We start from the raw sequence: 12,331 nt of genomic DNA on the forward strand, positions 1-12,331 counted from the left end.
CAAACATTGTCTAACTTCTGGACAGTTTTTTTATGTTTCTCGTATAAATTTCCGTCTTCCCCAAAAACTAACAAGAGCATTCCATCTAAGGGAAAGAGGTGAAAATCATGTTCGGTTTACCGTTAAAAAAATCTAAAGCGATAAATAAACAATCGCCTTGTTCTATTCCAGAGTTCATTCATACAATGAAAGAATCACTTGATTTTGTTTCTTATAACATAGTAGAAGATGGGGCACTGTGCCTATTTTATTATAAATCTGTCGTAGAAGCACTCATAATTAAACAATTTATTTTAACACCTATCAAAAAACAATTGGAACATATTCACAACATATCTGACATAGCAAACATCGTTTCTATCGAAGACATTATTGTCTCTCCTTCTATTGATGATATTCGCGAAAAATTATTAGGCGGATATATACTCATCCAGTTAAAAAACAACTCTCAACCTGTACAATACGCATTGATTCGAGCAGAGAGTACAGTCTTAGGAAAACGGTTATACAATGATACGGAAAATGAGTATAGTGTCATTGGCCCAAAAGTCGGCTTTGTCGAAAGCATTGATACCAATATTCACTTACTCCGCCGAAACATTGTAACAGAGCAATTGATTTTTAAAGAAGTTATTGTTGGGTCTATCTCCAAAACAAAAGTCGCAGTGGCTTATATAGAAGGCATTACGAATGAGCAGCATATTAATACGGCTACACAGCGCCTGCAAGACATTGATTTTGACGTCCCCTTTGATGCGACGATGATTGAACAATTCATTAGTGATAACAGCAATTCACCTTTTCCAGTTCTATTACCAACAGAGCGAGTGGATCGAGCCGTATTTGCTTTAATTAATGGTGAAGTTTTAATTTTAACAGATGGTTCTCCCTATGCACTAGCCGGGCCGACAACATTATTAGATTTTTTTGTTTCACCAGAAGATTACTATTTACCGTGGATGATTGGCTCTTTTTTTCGAATCATTCGCTTTTTCGGTGCCATATTTTCTCTATTTTCTTCAGCAATCTATACAGCTGTATTAACATTTCATTATCAAATGATTCCTGCTGATTTGCTAGGACCTATTATTTTTTCTAGAGCCAATGTACCATTTCCACCGATTCTCGAAGCACTTTTTTAGAGATTACAATTGAGTTACTACGTGAAGCTGGTGCTCGCTTACCTACAAAGGTTGGACAAACAATTGGTATCGTTGGTGGAATCGTAATTGGACAAGCTTCTGTTGAAGCTGCTTTAACAAGTACCATCTTATTAATCGCTGTAGCATTATCTGCACTTGCTTGCTTCTTTCACAACACCAACAGTAAAAATGTCTTCCACCATTCGGTTACTGCGATTTCCACTTATTCTTTTAGCCGGTGCATTTGGGGGACTCGGTCTTATTGTGGGATTTGTAGTTATGTTAGCTCATTTACTTCATTTAAAATCACTTGGATCACCTTATTTATTACCACTATATCCATTTCGTGGTTTAGGTTCAGCGGAAGGATTCTTTCGATGGCCGTTTAGTCAAACAGCATAGCGTCCCTCTTTCTTGCGCCCAAAGTCAAACTGGCGCTATAATCCAAACAAAGCAAAACAAAAACGTGATGGTGAAAAAACATGAAAAACATTTTATTTTTCTTAGTAATTGTTCTTTTATGTTTCCAATTTGGTTGTACACAAACATATACAGTAGATACGCAACGGATCATTCACATAGCCGGATTTGATATAACAAAAAACAAAAAATTTCAAGGTACTATTTTATATCCTGATTACACACAGGGAGTAAAAACCAAGCCACAAACTCAGTCAACAACTGCAATGTCTCTTGAAACAATTGCTTCCCGTTTAAATGCAAAGTCCCCCCATAATGTTGTCGTAGGACAAATGCGCGTTGTGCTATTTGGAAAGTCTTTTGGCACATATGGAATCAGTGACATTATTAGTAATTTACAACGTGATCCTAACGTTGGCCGCGATGTACAATTAGCACTTGTAGATGGTTCAACAGAAGAACTTTTAAAATATATAAAACCAAATGGTTCATTATACCTTTCTGACTTACTTGCACAAAATATAATGAATGAAAATATTCCACGAACAGCTTTAAATATTTTTTTATATGACTATTATTCATCTGTATCCGACCCCTTCATTCCTTACATTAAAATCGCCGATGACCATGCAGTTTCCGTAAAAGGACTTGCTTTTTTTAGAAAAGATAAAATCGTTATGTATACAAATAAAAAAGATTCATTTTTATTCAAATTACTTCTTAATCCGACTAAAAATGGACGTTATAAGGTACCGATAAAAAAAGACAAACATAAAGGGCTCATCGTAACACAAAATTTATCTGGAAAAAGTAGATACACTGTTAATCAAACTGGTGATATCCCTAAAATAACAATTCATTTAAAGTTAAATGGATTAATAAAAAACTCTCCTGATTGGCTTAATTTAACAAAACAGGAGAATATAAATTATGTCAAAAAATATGTAGAACAAACAATTGAAAAACAATCAGAACACTTGATTCAACAGTTTCAACAACAAAAAATAGACCCTTTAGGCATTCAAGATCAAATTAGAAGCCGGACAAGAAAATGGGACATAAAACAAATTCAAGAAATATATCCTTCAACAAATATTGACGTTAAGATTCAAGTAAATATTGTACAATCTGGAATCGGAGAATAGTGAGGTGAGATGATGAATACGCAAAGTAAAGAAAAAACTGTTTCTCCTTACTTCGTATTTATTTTACTCCATTCCCTCCAAATTGGAGTAGGAGTGCTCGGTTATCAACGAATTATCATCAAAAGCGCTGGTTATGATGCTTGGATTTCTCTTATTGTTGCGGGAATTGCAACTCATATTGTATTATTTTGCATGCTAAAAATGTTAGAAAAAGATGACGACTTAATCAATATCCATACAACATGCTTTGGAAAATGGATTGGATCTTTCCTTTCTTTATTTTTCACTGTATACTTTCTACTATTTTGCCTTACTGTTCTTCGTACATATATTGAAGTGATTCAAGTATGGGTATTCCCTACTATTAAAGTATGGAAGCTTACTTTACTTTTTTTATTAGTGACTTACTACGTTATAAAAGGAGGGTTTCGCTCTGTAACAGGGATGTGTTTTTGGGGTATTGTATTACCCATTTTCGTACTGCTCTTCTTAATTTCCCCTATGAAATACGCACATTTCCGTAATATTTTACCCGTTTTTACACACTCCCCTTTAAATATTATGTATTCAGCTAAAGATTCTGCATTAGAATTTTTAGGATTTGAAACGTTACTTATCTTTTATCCATTTATCGAAAAAGGAAAATCTTTAAAAAAATGGGCACATGGTGGCATTGCTTTTACAACAATTTTATATGTGGTTTTAGCAATAGTCTCCTTCATGTATTATAGTGAAGGACTATTAAAACATACGATTTGGCCTACGTTAACCATGTTAAAAATCATTAAAATTCCTTTTATCCAACGGTTTGAGTACATTATTATTTTCATCTGGTTTCTCATCATTTTACCAAACCTTTGCTTAACAATTTGGTCTTCTTGTCGTTCTATTAAGCGTTCCTTTCATATCCCATTTAAAATCACACTACCTTTTTTTATCTTTGTCGTATTTATCACTTCCTTATTTTTTACAAACCGAGAGAATATCAACACATTAAACACTATTTTATCCCAAGCTGGTATGTATATTGTATACGTCTATATACCTATTCTTTTTCTATTCCACTCCATTCGTTGGCGTTTGAAAAATGGTGATAATAAAACTTCTCCATAGGCAACAACTTGAGAGTCTGATACAATTTTACTAATACAAAAACAAAGGGGAAAAGCATATGAAAAAGTATCTATTCTCTCTACTTGTAATACTCAGTCTTATCCTTTCAGGGTGCAGCGGAGCAGACAAAAAGCAATCTTCTGAGTCAAAAGAAGAGCATGCCTCACACACGCAGCAAGGTGACATCCAAGAAACAACAAAAGGAATCGACACACTACCAACATTTCTGGACAAACTTGATCCGCAAATGAAGGACATCTATGCAGTTGCAGGAAAAAATGCCGAATTATTAAATTGGATACCTTGTTACTGTGGATGCGGTGAAAGTGTGGGCCATAAAAGCAATAAAAACTGTTTTATCCAGAAAATCAAGCCAAACGGAGAAGTTATTTGGGACTCTCATGCAACAACATGTGTAAACTGTTTAGAAATTGCTGTCCAGTCTGCATCTATGCAGCAAAAAGGGAAATCTCCACTCGAAATTCGAAATTATATCGACAACAAATATAAAGAAGGCTATGCAAAACCGACACCTACGCCGATGCCAAAAGCTTAAAAACGAGGAAATCCCTCGTTTTTTTATTTTCACTCAACATTTTCCTTAACAAATTCTTTCAAGTGTATTTCTCCTCACTTGTCATACACTATATGTAACTCCTCAGTAAGGAGGGTACAAAATGAACACATATAACGACTACGATAAAGCACTCTATTACACATATTGTTGTAATTGGGACAAGTTGCTCGTTTTAATGGTGCAAACTGATGATCAATTATTTTCTAAGCGAATCGAACATTTTTTACATGCTTATCAATATAGCAAAGAATTACCAGAAGTAGACAAGCAACTGCAACTTCTATTTCAATATATTGACCATGCCTCACAAAAATCACATATAGAAGACGTAGGGCAAGTACAAATGTAAATATAGCGCTATTCTCCTATGAGAATAGCGCTTTTTGAATATTTTTCCATAAACCTGTTCATAATACCTATATCATTATTTATTGGACGTGATTATTTGCATAAATCTTTACCCTTATTTCTCTGTATTATTATACTACTCATAGGCTGTGAGAAAATAAATAAAAATAGTTCGTTTCATGGTGTAAAGCAAGAAAGAAATATATGGAATATCCTAATTATCGGTAGTGATTCGCGTGGTGAACAAAACGCTCGCGCTGATACAATTATGATTGCCCAATATAATAAAAAAGAGCATACAGCCAAACTCGCTTCTATTATGCGTGACAGCTATGTAGAGATTCCTTCTTATGAGAAAAAATATAATAAAATTAACGCTGCCTATTACTACGGTGGTCCTGAATTATTACGAAAGACAATCCAACATAACTTCGGAATTGATATTTCTCATTATGTGACTATTGACTTTAAAGCATTTATTAAAATTGTTGATACACTTGCTCCTGAAGGTATTGAAGTCAATGTTTCACAAGCAATAATTGAAGATATGGGACTCCATTTACAACCAGGAACGCAACGTCTTCATGGAAAAGAATTATTAAAATACGCACGTTTTCGTCATGATAGCGAAAGTGATTTTGGCCGTGTTAAGCGGCAGCAAGAAGTACTACAAGCATTGAAACAAACATTTACTAACAAGATGCACTCAATGGATGGACTAATGAATTTACCAATAACGGTACATGAACTTTCTCCATACATAAAAACAAATTTAGATATATCCACTCTATTTTCACTTGGAAATAGCGTATTATTTCAGCCCATTAAAGGAACAGCAACGATGCGAATTCCAATTGATAACGCATATGAATCAGCTCTTATCGAACATGCTGGCTCCGTATTACAAATTCATCTCGAAAAAAATAAAGAAGCACTTCAAAATTTTTTCAATGTAACAAAACCTGTGAATCACTCGTAAAAACAAGGTTTATGAACCTTGTTTTTTTCATTTCCAAGTTTTCCACTTATAAAACTCTCTTGATAAAAATATTTCCTCTTTATTTTCTTGTCCTCTTCATACTATAATTTAGTATGTAACTATTATAAGAGAGGTAAAAAAATATGGAACGTGAGAAAAAACGAGAATATGCATTGTTTACTGCTTGGGGAGCTTCTTTTATTGCTACACTTGGAAGCCTGTACTTTTCCGAAATCATGAAGTTTGAACCTTGTGTACTTTGTTGGTATCAACGTATTTTTATGTATCCTTTTGTTTTATGGCTTGGTATTGCTGTTGTAAAAAAAGACTACCGCATTGCTTCCTATTCTTTACCAATTGCAAGTGTTGGTGCTTGTATTTCGTTATATCACTATGCAATTCAAAAGGTTTCCGCATTCTCAGCAGCAGGAGCAGCTTGCGGACGTGTGCCTTGTACGGGAGAATACATAAACTGGTTTGGATTCATCACAATCCCGTTTCTAGCACTTATCGGGTTTATTACGATTGCAGTTTGTAGTTTTATTGTTATCAAAAACAAATAAGGAGATGAAATAATGAAAAAAATGCTTATATTTGGCGGTATCATTATCGTCTTATTTGCCGCTATTTTTGCTGTAACAAAAATGGAAAGCAAAAACGTAGCAAAAAAAGAAGACAGTTACTATACAAATAAAATTTCTTCCTCTGATATCCGCAAGAATAATGAAGAGAAAAAAGAGCAAACAGTTTACTTCTATCAAACAGGTTGTCACTACTGCGAAAAAGTTTCACCTATCGTTGTTCCAATGGCCAAAGATATGAGTGTTGATATGAAAGTTATTGATATTTTAAACGATAATCAAACTTGGGATGATTATAAAATTGAGGGAACACCAACAATTATTCATTTCAAAGATGGAAAAGAAGTAAGCCGTATTAATGGCGAACAACCAAAAGATGCCTTTGAAAAATGGTTTAAAGAAAACAAAAAGTAATAAGAAAAGGAAACTCCTTCTATACATGAAAGCTGTGTAAAATCCCACACTAATGTATAAGGAGGGGGTTTTATGCCAGAAGTACGATGCTCTGTTTCCAATTGTTCATTTTGGGGACAAGGTAACTTTTGTCAAGCGAATGCAATTGTTGTTCAGCCTGATGCTCAAAGTGCAGATCAAGCAGCTAACGCTTCTTATACAAACGCCGTTTTAACAGGTGAAACACTTGACAGTTCAGCTCAGACAAGTGTTGAAACATGTTGTCAAACGTTTAGACCAAAATATTAACGAAGAAATCCTTGTCTTAAAAGAAGATGAGGATTTTTTTCTTCTTTGTCAAAGTAAGTGATGAAGCAGAAACAATATTAACAAATAAAACAAATATGTATGAAGCAGCACAACAATTATTATCCTGTGGAGCAAAATCTATAGCTATTACACTTGGAAGCAAAGGAACACTTCTGGCAACAAATGAAACACAAATCATCATTCCTTCTATTTCAGTTCAACAAGTAGACTCGACAGGAGCAGATAATGCTTTTGTAGGAGCAATGCTATATCAGTTTTCAAAAGAAAAAGATTGTCTGTCTAAAGATTTTGTAACTCTCATTCATTTTGTTTCATTCGCAAACAAATTCGGTGCTATAATTTGTACAAATTACGGAGCAATTGATTCTCTCCCAACACTTGAAGATATGAAAGCCTACGACTAAATGTATGCTTTCATATCATAATAACTCCATATTTCCACGCATCATGCATGGTGATCATATATACAATTAAGATCAAGACCGTTCCCCATAAAGTAATCTGACGATATATTCCATTTTCTCCTTCTCTGGCTTCAACAAAGGACCAAATAAACCCTATTAACAGCAATAAGTCGATGTAAGGTATATATAGAAAAAATAGAAATGACACATACAAATAAATAATAAATAACCCACTTGTTATTAGGAAGATTTTAAAAGCAAATTCACTATTTCCCTTATTCATAAAATATCCGCCCCCAATCTGTACTGTATTATATTCAAAAGAACATAATAGTTGCGATTAAGAGCAAATCATTTTATAACATCGAAGAAACAAGCTACCGCCCATTTACGATAGCTTTTACGGAATATGATATTTCCTTTTATATATGTTACTTAAAGTAGAATACGGTAATTGTTCATAGCGAGTTTTTTCTCCTGTTTCATCCATAATATACAAATTATTACCTATATAATAACTTCCATTCTTTCTTTGAGAGTACACAGCATATCGTTCATTAGGTAATACCGTTTTTACTTTCGTAAATTGACCATTTGGTTCTTGCCAATATATATGCATGCGATCCACAAGTGTCAGCATTCCAATTTGGTCTTTTTCTACTTTACGTCCATTCCAGCTTACAACACGATATCCAAGTCTATATGCTGCATATTCTGGTGATGTATGAAACCTGGAAATAATTACTTTTGTCTGTAATGATACTCGTTCATATAACCACTGTATATCTCGATCATGCATTCGAATACAACCATTTGATTCCCTTCCTCCAATCGTCCCTTCTCGATTTGTACCATGAATTGCATATTCTTTTTCATTTAATCCAAGCCACCGTGTTCCAAGTGGATTATTTGGTGCCCCACCAGGAATTTTCTTACGGTGATATTCTTTATTTTTATATTTATTAATAATACAAAAGCTTCCTTCAGGAGTTGGTGTACTTTTCCTCCCTGTTGTTACCGGGAATGTTCTTATATAATTTCCATTTTCAAAAAAAGATAACTGATTTGTCGTAAGATTAATCAGTATCAAATGATCTGTATCGGCAAAAGTGCTGATCGGTAGACAGAAAAAGAGTATCGCCATCAACCATACTTTCTTCATTCATATCCCCTCCAACATCCCTCTTTAAAATAATCCATACTATTCGATGATACAATTAGCTTTTACTACGCATTCTATTCTTATGAATGCATTCTTTCCTTTTATCTTATCCATTCACAATGACTCCACCATTCACATGAATAATTTGTCCAGTTACATAGGTTGAATCAGCTGAAGCTAAATATACATATGCAGGTGCTAATTCATATGGCTGTCCTGGTCTTTTCATCGGTACATTACTTCCAAATTCAGCTACCTTTTTCTTATCAAAACTTGACGGAATAAGTGGTGTCCAAATTGGTCCTGGTGCAACACCATTTACACGAATTCCTTTTTGTACGAGCGATTTTGCAAGCGAACGCGTAAAAGCAACAATCGCTCCCTTTGTTGCAGAATAATCAATGAGTTGCTCATTCCCTTCATATGCAACGATAGATGCCGTATTTATAATTGCATCTCCTTGTTTCAAATGCGAAAGTGCAGCTTTTGTAACATGAAAATAAGAAAAAATATTAATGCGAAATGTTTTTTCCAGTTGCTCCGCTGTAATATACTCTAAGCTTTGCTGCGGATATTGCTGTGCAACATTATTTACAACAATGTTTAATCCCCCTAGTTTTAAAGCTGCTTCCTTTACAATGTGCTGACAATGTTGTTCACTACTTACGTCACCTGGAAGCAATATGCATTTCACACCTTGTTTTTCGACAAGCCTTTTTGTCTCATTTGCGTCTTCAAGTTCATCTAAGTATGCAATAGCGATATGTGCCCCTTCTTTAGCGAAAGCGATTGATACCGCTCTTCCAATTCCACTATCCCCTCCTGTAATGAGTACATTTTTCCCTTTTAATTTTCCACTACCACGATAATTAGGATCTTCGTACCCTGGGAGAGGATTCATAATCTCTTCAATCCCAGGTTGTCTATTTTGGTGTTGGGGCGGTAAAGTTAGAAACTTTTTTTGTTGTGACATGTATCATTCAACTCCTTCTTATTCCTTCTTATTCCTCCTTATGATGTACACAATTATGAAAAGTACTTATATATTAAAACCCGAAACATATAAGCTTTTTTTTGATTAATATTCGAAATTAAGACATAAGATATGAATTGTTATAAACTTTTTGAGTAAAACTCTTGCATAATTACAAAAAAACGAATATTATATATAACTGTTGTGGTAATCATTCGTAAACAGAAAGGATGTTTATATGTTTAACCTTTCAAAACATAAAACTTCTATTAAAACTGAAATTATGGCAGGTATTATTACCTTCTTAACAATGGCATATATCATTGTCGTAAACCCTGTTATTCTTGGTGATGCAGGTGTTCCGTTTGAACAAGCATTTACAGCGACAATTATTGCAGCTGTTGTCGGAACATTATTTATGGCACTCTTTACAAACTTACCAATTGCAATCGCTCCAGGTATGGGACTTAATGCTTACTTCTCTTACTCTGTTGTAAAAGCTCATGAAGGCATGACATTTGCAGTTGCATTCTCTGCTGTATTCGTAGCAGGTATGATTTTAATTTTGTTATCATTCACATCTTTCCGTACAAAATTAATGGAAGCAATTCCTGAAAACTTAAAACATGCAATTACTGCTGGTATTGGCTTATTTATTGCTTTTATCGGCTTGCGTATGACAGGTATTGTAACAAGACATGAATCGAACTTAGTTGGACTTGGAGATCTTCACTCTGCTCCAGTACTACTAGCGTTAGCTGGACTTGGAATTACACTTGTCCTTATGTCCTTAAATGTAAACGGCGCATTATTCTTCGGAATGTTATTAACAGGATTTATCGCTTATTTCACAGGACAGTTAACCTTCTCACAAGGCATTACATCAATACCTGGATTACCAGAAGGAATTATTGTTTCTAACCCAATTACTGCTGTTTCTGATGTTATTAATTACGGATTATACGGTGTTGTATTCTCCTTCTTCCTTGTTACATTATTTGATACAACAGGTACACTACTTGGCGTCGCGCAGCAAGGTGGATTTATGAAAGACGGCAAACTTCCAAAGTCGGGACGAGCTCTTCTATCTGATTCTTTCTCAGCGACAATTGGATCTATGTTCGGAACAACACCATCAACAGCATACATTGAATCATCAGCAGGTGTTGCAGCTGGTGGACGTACTGGTTTAACAACAATTACAGTGGCTATACTATTTGCAGTTGCTGCATTCTTCGGTCCTCTAGTAGGTGCTGTTTCTGGTGTTTCAGCCATCACATCACCATCGCTAATTATTGTTGGCAGCTTAATGATGGGTGCTGTCCGTCATATTGATTGGGATACATTCGATGAAGCATTCCCAGCATTCTTAGTAATCTTAAGCATGCCACTTACATCAAGTATCGCAACAGGTATTGCTCTTGGGTTCATTTCATATCCACTTATGAAAGTGGCAAAAGGACAATTCCGCGCCGTTCATCCACTTGTATATGTATTTGGTATTTTGTTCGCTTATCAATTGATTTTCTTACCGCATTAAAAAAAGCCTTGGCTCACAAATTCTGTGAACCAAGGCTTTTTCTAATATTCCTCATTCATTTGCAATTCTTTACTATACTTTCGAATCAAAAACGAAGAAATAAACATTACCATTCCCGCGCTGAAACCAATAAGTTGATCCAATAATAACTCATTATGAATCAACCAGCGAAGTAGAAATACCCCACCAAAGATAATCATTGCTGCACGTCCAGTATGTCTAAGTCCTTTATATACATTTTCCATATGTATCATTCCTTTACATACTTTTATCCATATTATACCATAAAAACTGTATATTCCGTCTATTATAGGAAAAACCTCTTTGAAGAGGTTTTTCATCAATTAGCTTTTTAAAAACGCCTGCAAATCCGCAAATTGTCTTGCTGCATCTTTATATCCTTGTTCATATAAATTTTGCAATTTTTGCGGGTCTTTTTCCATTCGATCCACTTGCAATGGTACTTCAGGACGGATTACAAATAGATTGCCCGCTAACTCTTCTTTTTCAATATAATGAAGTGTTTCATTGTATACTTCATAGCGAGCAAGCATTGTATTTACAAGGTTTGGATATTTTTTATAAGCCTTTGCTGCAATCCATCCGAACTTGGATTTTCTTTTTGCATATCCGTGATTTCTCGTTAAAATAACAACAGATTTTCCATAGCCATCTTCCTGCGCTTTTCGAACTGGGATTGGATCAGAAATTCCGCCATCCAATAATTGTTTACCACGGAAATGAACCACGGGCGCTATAAATGGCAATGAACTAGAAGCTTGTAATAAGTTCAATGCATCCTCATTTGTGCCTTCTTTCTCAAAATAAACAGGCTTTCCAGTTTCGCAATCTGTCGTTCCTACAAGAAAACGTTCTGCACTATTAAAATATGTGCCAAAATCAAACGGCACATGTTTTTCTGGAATTTCATGAAAAATGAAATCCATATCAAATAACTGGCGCTTCTTCCATAAGTTTTTATAAGATAAATACTTCGGATGTGTTACATAATCAATATTTACTGTCTTATTTCTATTTCTTTGTCTAGAAAGATACGACGCTGCATGACAAGCTCCTGCTGAAACACCGATTACATATGGAAAATATAAATCTTGCTCCATAAAGTATTCTAGTATCCCACCTGTATATACACCGCGCATACCGCCGCCTTCTAATACTAAACCCGTATTTTCAAGCATTTTCTTCTCTCCTCTTTCTCTATAT

At 34.7% G+C, this 12,331-nt stretch carries 14 protein-coding genes and 2 pseudogenes; 11 read left to right on the forward strand and 5 right to left on the reverse strand.

The window, feature by feature from the left end:
- The first annotated feature begins 107 nt into the window (after positions 1-107).
- The 10 genes and pseudogenes from AZF08_RS06975 to AZF08_RS07020 form a co-directional block, all read left to right on the forward strand.
- Positions 108-1,628 (forward strand): annotated as a pseudogene (locus AZF08_RS06975) (spore germination protein).
- On the forward strand, positions 1,625-2,707 hold the full coding sequence (locus tag AZF08_RS06980) for a Ger(x)C family spore germination protein (protein WP_033674602.1): 1,083 nt from the start codon (positions 1,625-1,627) through the stop codon (positions 2,705-2,707). Before AZF08_RS06975 ends, AZF08_RS06980 begins: the two are co-directional and overlap by 4 nt.
- A 12-nt stretch (positions 2,708-2,719) precedes the next feature.
- A complete protein-coding gene (locus tag AZF08_RS06985; RefSeq protein ID WP_033674601.1) occupies positions 2,720-3,820 on the forward strand; it encodes a GerAB/ArcD/ProY family transporter in 1,101 nt (366 codons plus the stop codon).
- Between the two features lie 58 nt (positions 3,821-3,878).
- Positions 3,879-4,376, forward strand: a complete 498-nt coding sequence (locus tag AZF08_RS06990; RefSeq protein ID WP_033674600.1) for a PCYCGC motif-containing (lipo)protein — start codon at positions 3,879-3,881, stop codon at positions 4,374-4,376.
- A gap of 121 nt (positions 4,377-4,497) precedes the next feature.
- On the forward strand, positions 4,498-4,746 hold the full coding sequence (locus AZF08_RS06995; RefSeq protein WP_033674599.1) for a YhdB family protein: 249 nt from the start codon (positions 4,498-4,500) through the stop codon (positions 4,744-4,746).
- 96 nt (positions 4,747-4,842) lie between these two features.
- Positions 4,843-5,724, forward strand: a complete 882-nt coding sequence (locus AZF08_RS07000) for an LCP family protein (RefSeq protein WP_033674598.1) — start codon at positions 4,843-4,845, stop codon at positions 5,722-5,724.
- 143 nt (positions 5,725-5,867) lie between these two features.
- Complete coding sequence (locus AZF08_RS07005) at positions 5,868-6,287, forward strand: disulfide formation protein C (RefSeq protein ID WP_033674597.1); 420 nt, start codon at positions 5,868-5,870, stop codon at positions 6,285-6,287.
- Positions 6,288-6,299: 12 nt separating this feature from the next.
- Complete coding sequence (locus AZF08_RS07010; protein ID WP_033674596.1) at positions 6,300-6,719, forward strand: thioredoxin family protein; 420 nt, start codon at positions 6,300-6,302, stop codon at positions 6,717-6,719.
- Between the two features lie 72 nt (positions 6,720-6,791).
- Complete coding sequence (locus AZF08_RS07015) at positions 6,792-7,007, forward strand: DUF1540 domain-containing protein (protein WP_033674595.1); 216 nt, start codon at positions 6,792-6,794, stop codon at positions 7,005-7,007.
- Between the two features lie 44 nt (positions 7,008-7,051).
- Positions 7,052-7,432, forward strand: a pseudogene (locus AZF08_RS07020) (PfkB family carbohydrate kinase); the annotation flags it as partial.
- Between the two features lie 10 nt (positions 7,433-7,442).
- Here the strand turns inward: AZF08_RS07020 and AZF08_RS07025 are convergent.
- The 3 genes from AZF08_RS07025 to AZF08_RS07035 all read right to left on the reverse strand — a co-directional run bounded on the left by AZF08_RS07025 (position 7,443) and on the right by AZF08_RS07035 (position 9,567).
- A complete protein-coding gene (locus AZF08_RS07025; RefSeq protein ID WP_033674594.1) occupies positions 7,443-7,715 on the reverse strand; it encodes a hypothetical protein in 273 nt (90 codons plus the stop codon).
- A gap of 117 nt (positions 7,716-7,832) precedes the next feature.
- On the reverse strand, positions 7,833-8,594 hold the full coding sequence (locus AZF08_RS07030; protein ID WP_033674592.1) for a L,D-transpeptidase: 762 nt from the start codon (positions 8,592-8,594) through the stop codon (positions 7,833-7,835).
- Positions 8,595-8,700: 106 nt separating this feature from the next.
- Positions 8,701-9,567, reverse strand: a complete 867-nt coding sequence (locus AZF08_RS07035) for an SDR family oxidoreductase (protein ID WP_033674590.1) — start codon at positions 9,565-9,567, stop codon at positions 8,701-8,703.
- 238 nt (positions 9,568-9,805) lie between these two features.
- Between AZF08_RS07035 and AZF08_RS07040 the strand changes: the two genes are divergently transcribed.
- Positions 9,806-11,107 (forward strand): NCS2 family permease, encoded by a 1,302-nt coding sequence (locus AZF08_RS07040; RefSeq protein WP_033674589.1) that lies wholly within the window; start codon positions 9,806-9,808, stop codon positions 11,105-11,107.
- A 41-nt stretch (positions 11,108-11,148) separates the two neighbouring features.
- Here the strand turns inward: AZF08_RS07040 and AZF08_RS07045 are convergent, their stop codons facing one another.
- The gene (locus tag AZF08_RS07045; RefSeq protein WP_033674587.1) at positions 11,149-11,352 is read right to left on the reverse strand and encodes a hypothetical protein; all 204 of its coding nucleotides are present in this window, start codon (positions 11,350-11,352) and stop codon (positions 11,149-11,151) included.
- Positions 11,353-11,451: 99 nt separating this feature from the next.
- Positions 11,452-12,306 carry a patatin-like phospholipase family protein gene (locus AZF08_RS07050; RefSeq protein WP_033674585.1) on the reverse strand — a complete coding sequence of 285 codons (855 nt, stop codon included), beginning with the start codon at positions 12,304-12,306 and terminating at the stop codon, positions 11,452-11,454.
- Positions 12,307-12,331 lie beyond the last annotated feature (25 nt).

Origin of the sequence: Bacillus gaemokensis, assembly GCF_001590835.1 — a bacterium.
GTDB classification, from domain to species: domain Bacteria; phylum Bacillota; class Bacilli; order Bacillales; family Bacillaceae_G; genus Bacillus_A; species Bacillus_A gaemokensis.